The sequence below is a fragment of the Micromonospora sp. M71_S20 genome, from assembly GCF_003664255.1.
Taxonomy (GTDB): domain Bacteria; phylum Actinomycetota; class Actinomycetes; order Mycobacteriales; family Micromonosporaceae; genus Micromonospora.
The window spans coordinates 2,532,774-2,550,091 of record NZ_RCCV01000001.1 but is presented as its reverse complement, the minus strand read 5'-3'; the positions used below and the strand labels follow the sequence as shown (position 1 = coordinate 2,550,091).

Here is a 17,318-nt window from a genome sequence, read left to right as displayed (position 1 = left end):
CGGTGGCGTCGGCGAACAGGCGGTCGATGATGGCAAGTGTCGCCCGGCCCCGCACGCGCGGTTCTTTCGACCTCTTCAGCCCGTCCAGCTTGTCGACCACGATGATCGGGATGAGCAGCCGCACCGGTGCGAAACCCGCCCGCAGCACCTGCGCGGCTGGATGTAGAAGCTGGTGTCGGCGACGGCGAACACTTCGGTCTCGGCCCACCGCTGGATCTGCACGTCGAGCGCGGCGATCGCGTCGTCGAGGTCGTCGCCGCGTTCCGTGATCTCCAGGTTGACCAAAATGGTGGTCGTGTCGGTCGACGACATTGCCTGGAGCAGCCAGTAGCGGCGGGTCAGGATGAGCCGGTCGATATCCTCCGCGCTGATCTGGTTGGTCAGCATCCGTAGTCAAGCGTCGGTAGAAGCCAGCTCGTGTGCGCGGGCGCTGAAATCCGACACTCGGAGGCCTTCCTGTCAGAGTGACAGTAAGCCTATGGTCGGTCCATGTCTGGCGATCACTGGGTGCCACCGCCGGTTCTACTGACGGTTGACCTCGTCATCCTCACCTTGCGGGAGTCGCGCCTTCTTGTGCTGTTGATCGAGCGCGGGATTGAGCCCTATCAGGGCGCCTTGGCTCTGCCTGGCGGTTTCCTCGGCCACGAGAAGGAAGACCTGGTGGCGGCTGCCCATCGAGAGCTTGCCGAGGAGGCTGGCTTGGGGCCGGATCAGTTGCACCTCGAACAACTTGGCATCTACGGTGCGCCGGATCGTGACCCCCGAGGGCGCGTGGTTTCCGCGGCTTACCTGGCCATCGCCCCTCGGCTACCCGAGCCGGTCGCCGGCACCGACGCATCCCGGGCGTGTTGGACCCCGGTGGCGCAGGCGTTGTCCGGTGACGCGCAGCTCGCCTTCGATCATGAGCAGATCCTGACCGATGGGGTCGACCGGGCGAGGGAGAAGTTGGAGCGCTCAGCGCTCGCCACCGCCTTCTGTGGTCCGACCTTCACGATCTCGGAGCTTCAGGACGTCTACGAGGCGGTGTGGGGCGTGCCGCTCGATGCGCGGAACTTCTACCGAAAAGTGCAGAGCGTGGACGGCTTCATCGTCCCCGCCGGGCCGAGTCGCAAGACCGATGGCGGACGTCCCGCTCGGCTATTCCGTCCCGGGCCCCGCACGACTCTTCACCCTCCGATGATCCGACCCCTCAGCCAGACAGACAGGGAGACAGCGTGAGCACGAACAGCGGTCTCGTCGTGATCCTCACGGCGCTGGACCTCGAATACGCAGCGGTCCGCAACCAACTGACCGACCTACGTGTACGGCGGCACCCCGCCGGCACCCGCTTCGAGGTCGGCCGGATCAGCCAAAGCGACTGCCGGGTCGCCCTGGGGCTGGTCGGTAAGGGCAATCATCCGGCCGCGGTGCTCGCCGAGCGGGCGATGGCCGAGTTCTCCCCGGCCGCTGTGCTGTTCGTGGGAGTCGCCGGTGGCCTTTGGCCCAACATCCGACTCGGTGACGTCGTCGTCGCCAGCAAAATCTACGCCTACCACGGCGGCACCAGCGAGGACGACGGTTTGAAGGCCCGACCGAAGGCGTGGGAGATCCCCCACGAGGCCGACCAGATCGCCCACCACGTCGACAGGTCCGCCGGTTGGCGCCGTGGTCTTCCCGTAGGCGCAGCACCCAAAGTCCACTTCGGGCCGATCGCCGCAGGGGAAGTGGTGCAGGACTCGGGAATCTCCGAACAGGCCCGCTGGATCCGCCAGCACTACAACGACGCCGTAGCGATCGAGATGGAAGCGGCCGGTGTGGCCCAGGCGGGCCATCTCAACCGTGCCCTGCCCGTGGTGGTCGTGCGCGGCATCAGCGACCACGCGGACGGCAGCAAGGCAGCCACGGACGGACAGGACTGGCAACCGAAGGCCGCACGCCACGCCGCCGCGTTCGCCACCGCACTGGCGCGAGAACTGATCATCGACGGGCCGGCCAGCCGAGGCGGCGCGGACCGGGACGGGAGCCCCACGATGCCAATGACCAACCGCAACATCGCCACCGGAAACGCCCACGTCGGGGTGCAAGCCGGGCAGATCTACGGCAACGTCACCGTCGGCGCTGGCGCCGATCAGCCGATCGATCTGGCAGCGAGCATCGCGGACCTGCGAACCCACCTCAAGCAGGCCCACCTCGACGGACAGTTGGACGAAGAAACCTACGCTGCGGCCGAGTCGGAACTGGAAGCGGCGACGGTATGCGTCTCGGCGGGCACAGTCGAGAAGAAGAGTGGCCTGATGGTCGCGCTCAAGCGGTTGCGGGGCCTGGTAGCCGACGTGTCTGAGCTGGCGGCGCGGCTCGCAGCCATCATCGCCGTAGTGCGAGGCATGTGATGACGACCCCGACCACGACCAACATCGCCCAAGGAGATGCGCACGTCGACGTACAGGCAGGCGTAGTCCACGGCGACATCAACTTCTACCGACTGCCACCAAACCCGAGTCCGGAGGAGCAGTTCGCCTTCGCGCTGAAGTACCTCGACGCGCGAGTTCGTGATCAGGCGCGCGAGCTCATCGAAAAGGCTGTCGCCGGTGGGTATGTGACCACGGAGGTCCAGTTCTACCGGCTGATCGCCCTGCTAAGCGGACGCACCCTGCGCCAACTCGCCCCCGAGGAGCTGGATCGCCTCACCGCCATCTGCGCCAGCCTGCCCCATCTCGACGACCATGACGAGTGGGCTGCGGGGTTGAAGGTAATCATCCGCCTCCTGGCCCCCGTCGGCGCTGCCGAGACCGATCTCGTGGTCAAAGAGATCGACGCGCTGAACCGCCATCAACGCGACGGGATCTACGGCCACCTCGAAGCGCTACTCGAAGGCGCGATGCAAGAAGAGATGTGGCGGAAGTCCGTCGCGCTGGCAGACTCGCAGCGCACAGCGGAGGACCGATTCAACCGCGTCTGGAAATTCTTTCACCCCACACCCGCGCAGCCTCGGACCCTACCGGTGCAACCCGCTGCTGTTGCGCTGCGCGACTGGCTACGCGCCGGCGCCGGCGCGGCCGTGTTCACTCTCGCTGTGGTGCAGATGATCGTGCTAGTGGCGGCCCGCGGCACGATCGACCCGTACCTCGGTCTACTCGCCGCCCTGGTCGGACTCGCCGCGTATTGCGTCGGCGGGGCGGACCGGCACTACCGGGGAACACGGCTGCGCGCAAAGGAAGCACAGATCCGTCCACCCCGGCAGCGGCGACGAGATGCACCGCCGGGAGGCTTCGCCCGCAAGGTGGACCGGCTCTTCGACCGCTACTTCCGCCGGTACGTGCCCCAAGGAACCGACCGAGCCTACTGGCTCGACCAGACGGCGGGGATCCGGCGGCACCTCCGCGACGAAGTCGTCGAGCTCTACCGGGAACAGCGCATCGACGCCGAACGGGTCGCCTGGCTTGTCCGACACCTGGTGGGCGACGTCCGAGGGCAGTGGGAACGAGACACGCTGACGGCGTACCGCCAGCAGTTGCGTAACCCCGCCAGGACCACGGCCCTCCACGTCGGGGGACTGGCCCTCCTTGCCGCGGGGAGCCTCTGGGCCGTTCCTGCCGTCGTGACCAGCGCCCCCTTGTCCGGCACAGGCTGGTTCCTGCTCGCGGTGGCATCCGCGGTGCCGGCGGTGCGCTCGTCGTTCCGGATCGTCGCCGAGCGACGCAGGGTCGCCGACGACCATGCGGAACGCAACGACAAGGACACGGCCCGCTGGGCGGCATACCACCGGTGGTGCCACAAGCTGTCCGACAAGCCGTCGGACACCGAGATGGCCACCTGGCTGGAAAGCGACCGCAAAATCCTGGTCGACCAAGCCATGCAGCAATACCGACTCCGCCCCAGCCAGGTAATCGCACACGCCTTCATCGAGGCACCAGCACCTTCCTGCAAGAAGGCGCGGTACCCGCAAGGGCCGTGGCGGTACTCGCGGTACCGTCTGCTGCTGTTCCTGCTCACCGACGACGGCGTCCGGCAGGTCAACATCGATCTCGACTTCGAAACCTCCGCAAGCCGTACCACCCAACGGCTCAACTACCGTTTCGACGCTGTCGCCGCCGTACGGATCGACGGCATCGCCACCCGACAGCAGACCTTCGAGCTGACTCTGTTCAACGGAGAGCCCATCTCAATCCGCGTGAGCGATCCTGACAACGGGACGCTCCAGCACGACGAGAACCCGACCAAGATCGCTGAGCTGTCGCTAGACGCCGCCGGGCTCAGTCACACCCTGCACGTCCTCGAAGGCGTCGCTGCCGAAGGCAAGGAATGGGTCAAACACCGACGCGACCGCGCAGACGAAAGGCTCGCCAACCTCGCGAGCGCCATACGAGGGCTGCTCGATTAGGCCAGGACCCTATCAACGATATTGCCGAGAATGGGTAGGAGCCGACCCATTTGGATGGTGTACCTTCACGGTGCCCACTGGGACGCCGAGCGCCTCGGCGGTGGCGGCCTCGGTGAGGTCCTCGAAGTAGCGCAGCACCAGCACGGCCCGCTGCCGGGGCGGCAGGTGCCCGAGCGCGTCGTGCAGCGCGAGCCGCAGTTCCCCATCGCCCTCGGCCGTGGCCCGCTCCGGCGGGTACGCGGCCAGCCACTCCCGGCGGCGTCGGCGCCACCAGGAGACGGCGTCGCGGTAGAGGATGGTCCGCACGTACGCGGCCGGGTCGCCGTGGCGTACGGAGCCCCAGCGCAGGGCGAGCTTGAGCAGGGCCTCCTGGAGCAGGTCCTCGGCCTGGTGCCGGTTGCCGCAGACCAGGTAGGCCGCGCGCAGCAGCCGGTGCTGGTGGCACTCGACGAAGGTGACGTAGCCGTCCCGCCCGTCGTCGATCGTCAGCGGTCCCATCCGCCCTCCCTCCGGCCGGCCGTCGCGCGTTCGCGTCACCACCTAGACGCACCGGGGCCCGGAAAGGTTGGGCGGGTCGCCGGCTGCTCGCCGCGCCGGTGCCGGGCAGCGGCGGTGCCGGGTGCGACGGCGGCCGGCGTGGGCACGGTCGGGCGTCGGGCGGCGGCGTGGGCGCGGTCAGGCGTCGGGCGTGCCGCGCAGGTAGCGCTGGACGGTCGGCGCGACCCAGGCGACGAGCTCGGCCGGGTCGGCGTCGACCGTCGGGGGCAGCCGGAGCACGTACCGGGTCAGCGCCACGCCGAGCATCTGACTGGCGACCAGCCCGGCCCGCCGGGGGGCCTCCACGGGGTCGGGCACGACCCGGGCCACCGCCGTGGTGAGCTGGTCGGCGAAGATGCCGCGCATCCGTCCGGCCGCCGCCGGGTTGGTGGCGGCCGTACGCAGCAGCGCGGCCATCGTCCCGTCGCTCTCCCCCCGGCCGACGAAGTGCCGGACCCGCAGCTCGCCGAGCCGGTCGGGCGGCATGTCGGCCAGTTCGGGCAGTCGCAGGTCGAACTCGGCCGCCGCCGCGAAGAGCCCCTCCTTGCTGCCGTAGTAGCGCATCACCATCGACGGCATCGTGGACGCGGTCGACCTCGGTGACACGCTCGCCGACGTGCTGGGCGGCGCGCCCGACACCCTGCTCGACGGGTACGCGGCCCGGCGCCGACCGATGGCCGGGGAGGTGGTGGCCCTCGCCGCCCGGCTGACCCGGCTCGCCACCCTGCCGCCGGCCGTCCGGCCGGCCCGCAACCTGCTGTTCCGCCTGCTCGACGCCGTGCCGCCGGCCCGGCACCGGATCGCGATGCGCCTCTCCGGGCTCGACCGGCGCGACGGGCCGCGCGGCTAGGCTGCCCCGGTGGGTCAGGTGTGGCGTGACTGGGGTGGCGTGCTGCTCGCCGTGGCCGCCGGGCTGCCCCTGCTGGCCCTGTTCACCGCTGCGCTGGCGCGTCACCGGCGCGACGCCGCGACGGCCGGGGAGTCCTGGCGGCGCAGCGTCGCCGAGGTGGGCGCGGTGGCCGGCACCCTGCCGTGGGTGTGGATGATCCTCACCCCCCGGCCCGCCCCGCCAGGTCGACCCGGTGCCGCTGCGCGACCTGGCGGACCTGCTGACCGGGCCGCCGACGACCGCCGTGGTCCAGGTCGTCGGCAACCTGCTGGTCTTCGCCGCGCTGGGCTTCTTCGCCCCGGTACGCCTGGCCGCGCTGGCCGGCGTCGGCCGGCTGTTCCTGCTCGGGGCGGCCGGTTCCGTGCTGGTCGAGTCGCTCCAGTACGCGCTCGACCTCGGCCGGGTCTCCTCGGCCGACGACGTGCTGCTCAACGCGACGGGTGCCGCCCTGGCCGGGCTGCTGTCGCGGCGCTGGTGGGCCCGGCGGCCGGTGCCGACGCGGCCGGTCGCAGCGCCCGCCACGCCGCGAGGGTGACCAGCACGAAGACCCCGGCCACCGCCGCCGCCACCGGTCCCACCCCGTACGCCGCGCCGGCCAGGCCCGCGAGGGCCGCCCCGACCGGCGCGGTGAGCAGGCCGACCATCCGCTGGGCGGCGCCCACCCGGCCGAGCAGGGCGGGCGGCACGTGGCGCTGCCCGTACGAGGCCCACAGGCCGTTCCACACCGTGGTGCCGGCGGCGAACACGGCCAGCGCCAGCCCGCCGGGCACCGGGTGCCGGGCGAGCGCGAGCCCGGTCAGCGCGACGGCCTGGCCGGCGAGCACGACGCGCAGCGCGGGCACCGTGCCGAGCCGGGCGGCCAACCGACCCGCCCCGAGCCCACCGGCCAGCCCGCCGAGGACCGCTCCGGCGGCGAAGAGGCCGTACCCGGCCGGTGGCACCCGCAGCACGTCGAGCGCGTAGAGCACCAGCACCGCCATCAGCCCGCTGATCGCCAGGTTGCTCCCGGCGGTCGCCACGGTCAGCCGCCACACCGTCGCGTGGCCGCGTACCCACCGCACCCCCTCGACGCCCTCCCGCCACACCGACCGCCGTCGCCCCGGGTGGGAGCGGGGGCGCGGCGGGGCCGGACGGAGGGCGAGGGTCAGCAGGGCGGCGCAGAGGAAGGTGACGGCGTCCACGGCGAACGGCAGCGGGGCGGCCAGGGCGAAGAGCACGCCGGCGGCGGGGGCGCCGAGGAAGCCGCCCGCCACCGCCGAGCCGGCCTGGAGGCGGCCGTTGGCCCGGGCCAGCGCCGCCGGCGGCACCACGGACGGCAGCATCGCGAACGAGGCGGCGTCGAAGAGAGTGCCGAGCGCGGCGAGCAGCAACGCCACCGTCACCAGCGCGGCGACGCCGGCCCGGTCCAGGGCGACCGCGAGGGCGAGCCCACCGACCACGGCGGCGCGCAGCCCGTCCACCACCGCCATCGTCCGGCGGCGGTCCCAGCGGTCCGCGTACAAGCCGCCGAACAGGCCGAACAGCAGTGGCGGGAGCTGACCGGCCACGGTCACCGCCGCGATCACCCGGGGATCGCGGGTCAGCGTCGCGGCCAGCAGCGCCAGTGCCGGCGTACGCAGGGCGTCGCCGAGCCGCGAGGACACGGCGGCGGACCAGAGCAGCCGGTAGTCGCGGCCGAGCGGAGGTGCGGTCATGCCGGCGACCCTCGGGGCTCGACCGGGTCGAGGGTCAAGGGGCCGGGACGGGTCGGCCACCGGTACCCGGCGTGTCGGGTACCGGTCCGGACGTGAGCCAACCGACGGGTAGCGGAGGCTCCACGCAGGGCCGGTCGAGGTCTACGCTTGCCCGGTGACGGTGGAGCAGCAGGCACGGGGCAGGGGGAACGGTGCCGCGGGGGCGGGCCGGCGCCGGTCCCGCAAGGACGAGATCCTGGAGATCGCGGTCGGCCTCTTCGCCTCCCGGGGCTACCACGGCGTCTCGATGGACGACATCGGCGCGGCCGCCGGGGTCACCGGCCCGGCGCTCTACCACCACTTCGCGGGCAAGGAGGCCATGCTGGTCGCCGCGCTGATCCCGGTCAGCGAGGAGCTGCTGGCCGGCGGCCAGCAGCGCTCCACCGGTCATCCCGACGACCCGCGCGGCGCGCTGGAGTCGCTGATCGACTTCCACGTCGACTTCGCGCTGGCCAATCCGGCGGTGATCGCCCTGCACCTGCACGAGCTGGATCGCCTCCCCGACGAGCCCCGCCGCCGGATCCGCCGGCTCCAGCGGCTCTACGTCGAACAGTGGGTGACGGTGCTGACCACGCTGCATCCGGGCATGCCCGACGGCGAGGCGCGAGTGCTGGCCCACGCCGCGTTCGGCCTGATGAACTCGACGCCGTTCCTGGGTGGCGAGGTGGACCGGCGCCGCCGGGCCGAGCTGCTCCGCGCCGCCACCCTGGCCGCCCTCCTGGCCCACCCCGGATCCTGACGCCGGCCCCAACTCGTCGGTAACCTCCCGGGCGTGGTTCCCTAGCACCGTCCCGACCCTGGACGCTGGGAGGAAACATGATCGAGTCGCTGCTGGTCGCCAACCGGGGCGAGATCGCCCGCCGGATCATCCGGACCGCCAGGCGGCTCGGCGTCCGCGCGATCGCGGTGCACTCGGAGGCCGACGCCGGCCTGCCGTTCGTCACCGAGGCCGACGAGGCGGTGTGCGTGGGACCGGCCAACCCGGCCCAGAGCTACCGCAACGTCGAGGCCGTCCTCGCCGCCGCCAAGTCGACCGGTGCGCAGGCCATCCACCCCGGCTACGGCTTCCTGTCGGAGAACGCCGACTTCGCCCGTACCGTCGAGGCGAGCGGGCTGATCTGGGTCGGGCCCGGCGCGGACGCGATCACCGCGATGGGCGACAAGATCAACGCCCGGAACCTGATGGCGGCGGCCGGCGTGCCGGTCGCGCCCGGCACCACCGACCCGGCGGCCGACCTCGACGCGGCGGTCGCCGCGGCGGCGGAGATCGGCTACCCGGTGATGGTCAAGGCCGCGGCCGGTGGCGGCGGCATGGGCATGGGCGTGGCGACCGACGAGGCCGCGCTGCGGACCGAGTACGACAAGGTGCGCTCCTTCGCCGAGCGGATGTTCGGCGACGGCTCGGTGCTGATCGAGCGGTACTTCCCCCGGGTGCGCCACGTCGAGGTGCAGATCCTCGGCCTGGCCGACGGCCGGGTGGTCGCCCTCGGCGAGCGGGAGTGCTCGGTGCAGCGGCGCAACCAGAAGCTGGTCGAGGAGTCGCCGTCGCCGGCGGTCTCCCCGGAGCTGCGCGAGCGCTTCCTGGCCGCCGCCGTGCGTGCCGGCGAGGCGGTGGACTACCGCAACGCGGGCACGGTCGAGTGCCTGCTGGTCCCGCGCCAGCGGGACGCCAGGGGCGACGGCCCCGACTCCGAAGAGTTCTTCTTCCTGGAGATGAACACGCGGCTCCAGGTGGAGCACCCGGTCACCGAGCTGGTCTACGGCGTCGACCTGGTGGAGGAGCAGTTGCGGGTGGCCGCCGGCCTGGCGCCCACCTTCGACCCGGACGCGCTCGCCCCGCGCGGGCACGCCATCGAGCTGCGGATCAACGCCGAGGACCCGAAGCGCTTCCTGCCCGGCCCCGGCGTGATCAAGACCTGGGTGGAGCCGAGCGGCGAGGGCGTCCGGGTGGACTCGGGCTACGTCGAGGGCAACACCGTCACCCCCTTCTACGACAGCCTGATGGCCAAGCTGATCGTCAGCGGCGCGACCCGGGCCGAGGCGGTCGAGCGGGCGCGGGCGGCGGTGGCCGCGTTCGAGCTGGCCGGCCCGAAGAACAACCTCCCCTTCTTCGCCGAACTCCTGGAGAACGACGAGTTCCTCTCCGGCGACTACGACACGGGCATCGTCTCCCGCATGCGCTGACCCGCCCCACCCCCGGCTGGGTGCGGAACGGGCCGGGTGGGTGGGAGGCTGGGAGGACCCAGCACAAGCACTGCGTCACAGTGAGGTGACCCCTTATGGCGGAAATGCCGAACTCCGTGTCGATCCGGGAGGTCGGGCCGCGCGACGGGCTCCAGAACGAGGAGCCGATTCCGACCGAGGCCAAGGTGCGGCTGCTCGACGCCCTCTCCGGCACCGGCGTGCGGCGGATCGAGGCCGTCTCGTTCGTGCACCCGAAGGCGATCCCGCAGATGGCCGACGCCGACGAGGTGTGGCAGCGGGCCGCGAAGGCCGACGGCGTGCGCTACTCGGCGCTGGTGCCGAACACCCGGGGCGCGCAGCGGGCCCTGGCCGCCGGCTTCACCGAGATCGAGGTGGTGGTCTCGGCCAGCGACACGCACAACCGGCGCAACGTGAACCGCTCCACCGAGGAGTCGCTGGACGACATCGCCGAGCTGATCGACCTGCTGCACGGCGCCGGCGCGCAGGCCGAGGTGATCGTGGCGACCAGCTTCGGCTGCCCGTACGAGGGGGACACCGACCCGGCCCGGGTGGCCGCCATCGTGGACCGGGTGGTCCGCGACGGCGCCGACCGGGTGGCCTTCGGCGACACCACCGGCATGGGTACGCCCCGGCGGGTCCGCGAGCTGCTGACGGCGGTACGCGACCGTAACGCGCACGTCCCCGTGCTGCTGCACTTCCACAACACCCGGGGCACCGCGCTGGCCAACATGCTGACCGCGCTGGAGCTGGGCGTCACCGAGTTCGACGCCAGCGTCGGTGGCCTCGGCGGCTGCCCGTACGCGCCCGGGGCCAGCGGCAACCTGGCCACCGAGGAGGCGGTGCACATGCTGCACGACATGGGCGTCGACACCGGCATCGACCTGGACGCCCTGGTCGAGGTGGCCGAGCTGGCCGAGGAGCTGGTCGGCAAGCGGCTCCCGTCGGGGGTGCTCCGCGCGGGCCCGCGTACCCGGCTGACGCCGCTGCCGGGCTGACCGCTCGGAGACGCGGGGAGGGGCCGGGCGTCGTGCCGGCCCCTCCGACGTGCCCGGTCGGTCAGCCCACCGTGGTGAGCATGCTCGGCCAGCTGTCGCGGAAGATCTCGGACCCGGCGCGGTCCGTGCTGCGGGTGCCGGCGAAGAGGCTGGTGACCCGGTTCGCCTCGGTGGTGCTCGGGTACGGGTTGGTGCAGCTGGTGCCGGCGCTGCCGCCGGACATCAGGATCGCGCAGTTGCCGTTGTAGTTGTCGGGCAGGCCGAGGATGTGCCCGATCTCGTGGGTCATGATCCGCAGCGGGCTGTACTGCTGGGCCTGCTGGGTGTCGATGTAGACCCGCCCGTTGCCGAGGCTGGTCCGGACGGCGTACGAGCCGCCGCCGGTGATCTGGTAGATCCGCAGGTTGGAGCCGCAGTTCGCCGTGAGCGTCAGGTTCGACGTGGCGTTGTTCCAGATCGAGGCGGCCTGATTGGCGGTGCCGGCGAAGCTCCCCGCCTGGCTGGTGTTGTAGCAGATGGTCATGGCGGCGGAGGCGGGTGACGGGTTGGCGACCGTGACGCCGAGCGTGGCGAGTGCCGTCGCGACGAACGCGACCGCGAGCCGGTTGAGTCGTGAGGTCATCGCTGACTCCAATCCGGGAGGAGGGGTGTCCGGAGCGTAGCCCTATAAATTCATGATTCTCAATGCCTTGCCGAAGGGCGTGGCGGGGTGATGCCGCCTCCGCCGTCCGCGGGTCGCCGGGGGGTGGGGGGATGCGCTAGCCTAACGATCGTTCAGGTCAGTCGGTCCGCCCGCGAGGTGACCGGCTCAGGTGGCGAGGGAGTCGGCGTGACGCTCGACGGTGAGGCACTGGAGCAGCTGCGCAAGCGGGCCCGGGCCGGCGGTGCGGACAAGTACCACGCGGCGAACGCCGCCAAGGGCAAGCTCTTCGCCCGGGAGCGGGTCGCGCTCCTGGTCGACGAAGGCTCCTTCGTCGAGGACGGCCTCTACGCCAACGCGATGGCCGAGGGCCTCCCGGCCGACGGCGTGGTGACCGGCACCGCCACCATCGACGGCCGTCCGGTCTGCCTGATGGCGAACGACTCCACGGTCAAGGCCGGCAGCTGGGGCGCCCGCACCGTCGAGAAGATCATCCGGATCATCGAGCGGGCCTACTCGACCAGCGTGCCGATGGTCTACCTGGTCGACTCGGCCGGCGCCCGGATCACCGACCAGGTCGATCTCTTCCCCGGCCGCCGTGGCGCCGGCAAGATCTTCTGGAACCAGGTCCGCGCCTCCGGTTCCATCCCGCAGGTCTGCGCGCTGTTCGGGCCGAGCGCGGCCGGCGGGGCGTACATCCCGGCGTTCTGCGACGTGGTCGCCATGGTCGACGGCAACGCCAGCATGTACCTCGGCTCCGACCGGATGGTCGAGATGGTCACCGGCGAGAAGACCACGCTGGAGGCGATGGGCGGCGCCAAGGTGCACTGCGCCGAGTCGGGCGTCGGGCACTTCCTCTGCAAGACCGAGGCCGACGCGCTCGACGTGGTGCGGCGCTACCTGTCGTACCTGCCGGCGAACTGGACGCAGCAGCCGCCGGCCGCGCCCGCCGTCGAGGCGCCGGAGAAGGCCGACCTGGCCGCGCTGGTGCCGGCGAGCGAGCGGCAGGCGTTCGACATGCGGCGGTACGTCAAGGGCCTGCTCGACGACGGCTCCTTCTTCGAGATCCAGGCGCTCTGGGCCAAGGAGCTGACCATCGGCTTCGGCCGGCTGGGCGGCGAGGTCGTCGGCGTGGTCGGCAACAACTCGATGTTCAAGGGCGGCGTGCTCTTCGTCGACTCGGCCGACAAGGCGACCCGCTTCGTGCAGCTCTGCGACGCGTTCAACGTGCCGCTGCTCTTCCTCTCCGACGTGCCCGGGTTCATGGTCGGCAGCGCGGTGGAGAGGCAGGGCATCATCCGGCACGGCGCCAAGATGATCACCGCGATCTCCGAGGCGACCGTACCGAAGATCTGCGTGGTGGTCCGCAAGGCGTACGGCGCCGGCCTCTACGCGATGGCCGGTCCCGGCTTCGAGCCGGACGCCACGATCGCGCTGCCCACCGCCAAGATCGCCGTGATGGGCGCGGAGGCGGCGGTCAACGCGGTCTACGCGAACAAGATCGCCGCGATCGAGGACGAGGCCGAGCGGGCCGCGTTCGTCGCCGCGAAGCGCGAGGAGTACGAGCGCGACATCGACGTGGTCCGGCTCGCCAGCGAGCTGGTCATCGACGCGATCGTCGAGCCGCACGAGCTGCGCGCCGAGCTGGTCCGCCGGTTCGCCGCCGCCCGCACCAAGGAGCGGCACTTCTCCCGGCGCCGGCACGGCGTCACCCCGGTCTGATCCCGCCGCCGGCCCACCCGGCCGGCGCGGGCCCGCACCGCACCAGCGACCCGTCCGTTCCCGGCGTCACGAGCGCCCGGCGGCCCATCCACACAGGAGGATTCCATGGACTTCCGGCTCACCGAGGAGCAAGAGGCGCTGCGGGAGAGCGTGCGGGAATTCGCGCGCGAGGTGGTCGCCCCGGTCATCGCGGAGCACTACGAGAAGCACACCTTCCCGTACGAGGTGATCCGGCAGATGGGCAAGATGGGCCTGTTCGGCCTGCCCTTCGCCGAGGAGCACGGCGGCATGGGCGGCGACTACTTCGCGCTCTGCCTCGCGCTGGAGGAGCTGGCCCGGGTCGATTCGAGCGTCGCCATCACCCTGGAGGCGGCGGTCTCGCTCGGCGCGATGCCGATCTACCGCTTCGGCACCGACGAGCAGAAGGCGACGTGGCTGCCGAAGCTGCTCAGCGGCGAGGCGCTGGCCGGCTTCGGGCTGACCGAGCCGGGCACCGGCTCGGACGCCGGCGGCACCCAGACCCGCGCGGTGCTCGACGAGTCCACGGACGAGTGGGTGATCAACGGCTCCAAGGCCTTCATCACCAACTCGGGCACCGACATCACGGCGCTGGTCACCGTCACCGCGGTCACCGGCACCCGCCCGGACGGCGCCAAGGAGCTGTCCACCATCATCGTCCCCTCGGGCACGCCGGGCTTCACCGTCGCGCCGGGCTACTCCAAGGTCGGCTGGAACGCCTCGGACACCCACGAGCTGACCTTCGACGACTGCCGGGTGCCGGCGGCGAACCTGCTCGGCGAGCGCGGCCGGGGCTTCGCCCAGTTCCTGCGCATCCTCGACGAGGGGCGGATCGCCATCGCCGCCCTGGCCGTCGGCCTCGCGCAGGGCTGCGTCGACGAGTCGATCAGGTACGCGAAGGAACGCCAGGCGTTCGGCCAGCCGATCGGCAACTACCAGGCGATCCAGTTCAAGATCGCCGACATGGAGATGAAGGCCCACACCGCCCGGCTGGCCTACTACGACGCGGCGGCGCGGATGCTCGCCGGTGAGCCGTTCAAGCGGCAGGCCGCCATCGCCAAGCTGCACGCCAGCACCATCGCGGTGGACAACGCCCGCGAAGCCACCCAGATCCACGGTGGCTACGGCTTCATGAACGAGTACCCGGTGGCCCGGTTCTGGCGCGACTCCAAGATCCTGGAGATCGGCGAGGGCACGTCCGAGGTGCAGCGCATGATCATCGCGCGCGATCTGGGCATGTGACGGCGACGGGTCCGGTGGCGTCGGGGCAGCCGCCTCCGCGCCGCCGGGCCCGTTCGGCGCGACCGGCCCGCTCGGCGTGACCGGCCCGCTCCCTGCCGTCCGTCCGTTTCGTGCCGCCGGGTCCGTTCCGCGTCGTCGTCCGACCGGCCCGCTGTCGGAAATCCGCACCGGGGCGTCGGCAGGGCGACGCTCGGCTGCCGGCGGTCGTACCCCGTCCGTACCCTTCCTGCCCATGACGCCGGATCATGATCGTTCGCCGCATCCGGGCGGTCGTACCGGGCTGCCGGAGCTGCTGCGCGGGCACCGGCTCGCCGCCGGCCTGACGCAGGCCGAGCTGGCGGGCCGGGCGGGTGTGGGCGTCCGGACCGTCCGCGACCTGGAACGGGGGCGCTCGTCCCGACCGCAGCGCACCACTGTCGAGCTGCTCGCCGGCGCGCTGGAGCTGGCCGGAGCCGCCCGGTCGGCGTTCCTGGCCGCCGCCCGGGGGCCGGCCCCGGCCGCCCCGCCGGTCACCCCCGGAGGCGCCCCGCCGGCCCGCGTCGATCTCGGCCACCACGCCGGTACGCCGGCCGCGCTCCCGCCCCCGGTCGCGCTGGTCGGCCGGGACCGCGACCTGGCCGAGCTGGCCGGGCTGCTCACCGACGGGCGCGGGCCCCGGCTGGTCAGCCTGGTCGGGCTGGCCGGCGTGGGCAAGACCGCGCTGGCCCTCTCGGTGGCCCACGCGGTCGCCGACGACCATCCCGGTGGGGCGGCCGGCGTGCTCATCGGCGAGGGCTCGGACGCGGCCGACGCGCTCTCCGCCTCGGTCGCCGTCTTCGGCGTCGCCCGGCTGCCCGAGCTGACCGCCCGCCTCGACGGCCGGCCGGCGCTGCTGCTCGTGGACGCGGCCGAGCGGGCCCCCGACGCGGTCGCCGAGACGGTGCACCGGCTCGCCGGGGCGGTGCCGTCGCTGCGGGTGCTGGTCACCGGCCGGCACCCGGTCGGCCTGCCCGGGGAGCGGGTGTGGCCGGTCGCCCCGCTCGACGTACCGCCGCCGGGCAGCGAGCGGGAGGGCCCGACGGCGCTGGCCGGCTACCCCGCCGTGGCCCTCTTCACCGCCCGGCTCGCCCAGGTCCGCCGGGAGCCGCCCGGCCCCGCCGAGCTGCCCGCCCTCGCCGCCCTGGTACGCCGCCTGGGCGGGCTCCCGCTCGCCATCGAGCTGATGGCGGCCCGGGGCCGGATCCTCGATCTCAACGAGCTGCTCGACCGGTACGGCGACCGTGTCCTCGACCTGACGACCTCGCCGGGGGCGGCCGGGCGGCCGGGCTGGGACAGCACGGAGCCCGGCCGTCCGGAGAGCCCGCGGGCGGCGGTGGCGGAGACCCTGCGGGACGCGGTGGCCGTCAGCTACCGCCTCCTCGCCCCCGACGAGCGGGCCGCGTTGCGCCGGCTCGCCGCGTTCGGCAACCGCTGGTCGGTCGAGCTGGCCGAGGAGATGCTCGCCGACCCCGCCGACCGGGACGGGACGGTGGTCGTGGACCCGGTGCCGCTGCTCGACCGGCTCGTCGAACTCGGTCTGTTGAGCGTCCGGGGCGCCGGGCCGTTCCGGTTCCGCCTGCTCGACGCCGTGCGGGACTTCGCCGCCGAGCAGGCGACGGGCGCCGGCGAGCTGACCGCGATCCGGCGCCGGCACGCGCAGGTCGTCGCCCGGCTGGTGGCGCGGACCGCACCGGAGCTGGTCGGGGCCAACCTGCCGGCGGCGGTGCACCGCCTGGACGAGGTGACCGGCGACATCAGCTCCGCCCTGGCGCACGCCGCCGTCGACGACCCGTTGACCGCGCTGCGGTTGGCGGCGGCGCTGTCCCGGTGGTGGCGGTTCCGGGGGCGCGACGTCCCCGGCAGGCAGTGGCTCCGGCGCCTGCTGGCGGATCCGCGTACCGCCGATGTCGACCCGGTGCTGCGGGCATGGGCGTTCCTCGGGGTGGCCCGGCTCGCCGCCGAGCACGGTGCCGGGGCGGAGGAGTTGCCGGCCGCGCGGGCAGCGCTGGCCGCGTTCCGGGACGCGGGCGACATCACCGGGGAGTTGGAGGCGCGTTCGGTGCTCTGCGCGCTGCTGATCGCCCTCGGCGAGCACGACGAGGTGCGGACGCAGGCCGAGGCGGTGGTCGCGCTGGCCGTCCGGCACGGGCGGGTCCGGGACATGGCGGTGGCGCAGAACAACCTCGCCTGGCACGACATCCGGGTCGGTGACCTGGCGGCTGCCCGGCGCCGGCTGGCCACGGTCGACCGGCTCGCCGCGCAGGTCGGGGAGCAGCGGATGCGGGTGCTCGCGCGGGCCAACCTCGCCGAGGTGTCCCGCCTCGAGGGCCGGTACGCGGACGCCGTCGACCAGGGCCGGCGGGTGGTGGCGGCGCTGGCGGACCTCGGCGACCCGGGCCACCGTCGCCGGGTGCTCGGCACGGTGGGGCTGGCGCTGGCCCGCGACGGCCGGTCCGCCGAGGCGGCCGAGGTGCTGGCCGAGCTGCGCCCGCCCCCGGGGCCGCCGGTGCCCCGCCCCGAGGAGGTCTGGTCGCCCGGACGCGTGCCGGGTGCGCCGACGCCCGGGGTGCGCCCGGAGGACGGGATCTGCGCGCTGATCGAGGGGAACCTGGCGCTGCGCCGGGGCGATCGTGAGCTGGCGGCGGAGTGGTTCGCCGCGGCGGCGGAAGCCGGTGCCGGCGGTCAGGACCGGCGTGACGTGGTGGAGGCGCTGGTGGGACTGGCCGCCAGCTCGGGCGATCCCGCCGTGCTGGACCGCCTCGACCGGGCCTTCCGGCAGAGTGGTGTGCGGCTGCTGCCGCACGAGGAGGAGCAGCTGCGCCCGTGGGCCGCGAGCCGGAGCGGGTGACCCGGGCGGACCGGCCGTGCCGGCGTCGGGGCGTGACGTGGCGGGCGTTCCGCGGAGCGACCGGGGGGACGCAGGCGACGAAGCCCCTCTTGCTACCCCTCGCTCGTCGCC

At 72.9% G+C, this 17,318-nt stretch carries 16 protein-coding genes; 11 read left to right on the top strand and 5 right to left on the bottom strand.

The window, feature by feature from the left end; translation table 11 throughout:
- Positions 1–75 precede the first annotated feature (75 nt).
- Positions 76–387: a hypothetical protein gene (locus DER29_RS11610; RefSeq protein WP_121397357.1), complete on the bottom strand. Its 312-nt coding sequence runs from the start codon at positions 385–387 to the stop codon at positions 76–78.
- A gap of 102 nt (positions 388–489) precedes the next feature.
- On the opposite strand from DER29_RS11610, the gene DER29_RS11605 reads away from it, so the two are divergent.
- Genes DER29_RS11605 through DER29_RS11595 form a run of 3 tightly spaced genes read left to right on the top strand, consistent with a single transcriptional unit; the run spans position 490 to position 4,360 of the window.
- Positions 490–1,218, top strand: a complete 729-nt coding sequence (locus DER29_RS11605; protein ID WP_121397356.1) for an NUDIX domain-containing protein — start codon at positions 490–492, stop codon at positions 1,216–1,218.
- The gene (locus tag DER29_RS11600; protein WP_121397355.1) at positions 1,215–2,369 is read left to right on the top strand and encodes a 5'-methylthioadenosine/S-adenosylhomocysteine nucleosidase; all 1,155 of its coding nucleotides are present in this window, start codon (positions 1,215–1,217) and stop codon (positions 2,367–2,369) included. The genes DER29_RS11605 and DER29_RS11600 overlap by 4 nt, the downstream gene beginning before the upstream one ends.
- The gene (locus DER29_RS11595; protein ID WP_121397354.1) at positions 2,369–4,360 is read left to right on the top strand and encodes a hypothetical protein; all 1,992 of its coding nucleotides are present in this window, start codon (positions 2,369–2,371) and stop codon (positions 4,358–4,360) included. Before DER29_RS11600 ends, DER29_RS11595 begins: the two co-directional genes overlap by 1 nt.
- Before the next feature lie 12 nt (positions 4,361–4,372).
- Here DER29_RS11595 and DER29_RS11590 read toward each other — a convergent pair whose 3' ends face one another.
- Positions 4,373–4,858: a SigE family RNA polymerase sigma factor gene (locus DER29_RS11590; RefSeq protein ID WP_121397353.1), complete on the bottom strand. Its 486-nt coding sequence runs from the start codon at positions 4,856–4,858 to the stop codon at positions 4,373–4,375.
- 177 nt (positions 4,859–5,035) lie between these two features.
- Positions 5,036–5,467: a TetR/AcrR family transcriptional regulator gene (locus DER29_RS11585; protein WP_233599722.1), complete on the bottom strand. Its 432-nt coding sequence runs from the start codon at positions 5,465–5,467 to the stop codon at positions 5,036–5,038.
- 10 nt (positions 5,468–5,477) lie between these two features.
- On the opposite strand from DER29_RS11585, the gene DER29_RS34120 reads away from it, so the two are divergent.
- Positions 5,478–5,747 (top strand): hypothetical protein, encoded by a 270-nt coding sequence (locus DER29_RS34120; protein ID WP_158619002.1) that lies wholly within the window; start codon positions 5,478–5,480, stop codon positions 5,745–5,747.
- 232 nt (positions 5,748–5,979) lie between these two features.
- Positions 5,980–6,321 (top strand): VanZ family protein, encoded by a 342-nt coding sequence (locus tag DER29_RS35175; protein WP_233599721.1) that lies wholly within the window; start codon positions 5,980–5,982, stop codon positions 6,319–6,321.
- On the opposite strand, the gene DER29_RS11575 is transcribed toward DER29_RS35175, so the two are convergent.
- Positions 6,215–7,480, bottom strand: a complete 1,266-nt coding sequence (locus DER29_RS11575; RefSeq protein WP_121397351.1) for an MFS transporter — start codon at positions 7,478–7,480, stop codon at positions 6,215–6,217. The two genes, DER29_RS35175 and DER29_RS11575, sit on opposite strands and share 107 nt — an antisense overlap.
- A gap of 154 nt (positions 7,481–7,634) precedes the next feature.
- Between DER29_RS11575 and DER29_RS11570 the strand changes: the two genes are divergently transcribed.
- From DER29_RS11570 to DER29_RS11560, 3 genes are all read left to right on the top strand, one after another.
- Complete coding sequence (locus DER29_RS11570) at positions 7,635–8,258, top strand: TetR/AcrR family transcriptional regulator (RefSeq protein WP_121397350.1); 624 nt, start codon at positions 7,635–7,637, stop codon at positions 8,256–8,258.
- Positions 8,259–8,335: 77 nt separating this feature from the next.
- Positions 8,336–9,703, top strand: a complete 1,368-nt coding sequence (locus tag DER29_RS11565) for an acetyl/propionyl/methylcrotonyl-CoA carboxylase subunit alpha (protein WP_121397349.1) — start codon at positions 8,336–8,338, stop codon at positions 9,701–9,703.
- A 95-nt stretch (positions 9,704–9,798) separates the two neighbouring features.
- Complete coding sequence (locus tag DER29_RS11560) at positions 9,799–10,719, top strand: hydroxymethylglutaryl-CoA lyase (protein ID WP_121397348.1); 921 nt, start codon at positions 9,799–9,801, stop codon at positions 10,717–10,719.
- 61 nt (positions 10,720–10,780) lie between these two features.
- On the opposite strand, the gene DER29_RS11555 is transcribed toward DER29_RS11560, so the two are convergent.
- Positions 10,781–11,341, bottom strand: a complete 561-nt coding sequence (locus DER29_RS11555) for a snapalysin family zinc-dependent metalloprotease (protein WP_121397347.1) — start codon at positions 11,339–11,341, stop codon at positions 10,781–10,783.
- Positions 11,342–11,548: 207 nt separating this feature from the next.
- On the opposite strand from DER29_RS11555, the gene DER29_RS11550 reads away from it, so the two are divergent.
- From DER29_RS11550 to DER29_RS11540, 3 genes are all read left to right on the top strand, one after another.
- Positions 11,549–13,081, top strand: coding sequence for an acyl-CoA carboxylase subunit beta (locus DER29_RS11550; protein WP_121397346.1), 1,533 nt, complete (start codon positions 11,549–11,551; stop codon positions 13,079–13,081).
- Positions 13,082–13,186: 105 nt separating this feature from the next.
- Entirely contained in the window at positions 13,187–14,341 is a 1,155-nt protein-coding gene (locus tag DER29_RS11545) for an acyl-CoA dehydrogenase family protein (RefSeq protein WP_121397345.1), read from the top strand.
- Between the two features lie 232 nt (positions 14,342–14,573).
- A complete protein-coding gene (locus DER29_RS11540) occupies positions 14,574–17,207 on the top strand; it encodes a helix-turn-helix domain-containing protein (RefSeq protein WP_121397344.1) in 2,634 nt (877 codons plus the stop codon).
- The last annotated feature ends 111 nt before the right edge of the window (positions 17,208–17,318 follow it).

Bases quoted from the DNA above. Each gene is read 5' to 3' on its own strand.
- DER29_RS11610 (WP_121397357.1), bottom strand. From the start codon at position 387: ATGCTGACCAACCAGATCAGCGCGGAGGATATCGACCGGCTCATCCTG.
- DER29_RS11605 (WP_121397356.1), top strand. From the start codon at position 490: ATGTCTGGCGATCACTGGGTGCCACCGCCGGTTCTACTGACGGTTGAC.
- DER29_RS11595 (WP_121397354.1), top strand. From the start codon at position 2,369: ATGACGACCCCGACCACGACCAACATCGCCCAAGGAGATGCGCACGTC.
- DER29_RS11590 (WP_121397353.1), bottom strand. From the start codon at position 4,858: ATGGGACCGCTGACGATCGACGACGGGCGGGACGGCTACGTCACCTTC.
- DER29_RS11585 (WP_233599722.1), bottom strand. From the start codon at position 5,467: ATGGTGATGCGCTACTACGGCAGCAAGGAGGGGCTCTTCGCGGCGGCG.
- DER29_RS11575 (WP_121397351.1), bottom strand. From the start codon at position 7,480: ATGACCGCACCTCCGCTCGGCCGCGACTACCGGCTGCTCTGGTCCGCC.
- DER29_RS11565 (WP_121397349.1), top strand. From the start codon at position 8,336: ATGATCGAGTCGCTGCTGGTCGCCAACCGGGGCGAGATCGCCCGCCGG.
- DER29_RS11560 (WP_121397348.1), top strand. From the start codon at position 9,799: ATGGCGGAAATGCCGAACTCCGTGTCGATCCGGGAGGTCGGGCCGCGC.
- DER29_RS11555 (WP_121397347.1), bottom strand. From the start codon at position 11,341: ATGACCTCACGACTCAACCGGCTCGCGGTCGCGTTCGTCGCGACGGCA.
- DER29_RS11545 (WP_121397345.1), top strand. From the start codon at position 13,187: ATGGACTTCCGGCTCACCGAGGAGCAAGAGGCGCTGCGGGAGAGCGTG.
- DER29_RS11540 (WP_121397344.1), top strand. From the start codon at position 14,574: ATGACGCCGGATCATGATCGTTCGCCGCATCCGGGCGGTCGTACCGGG.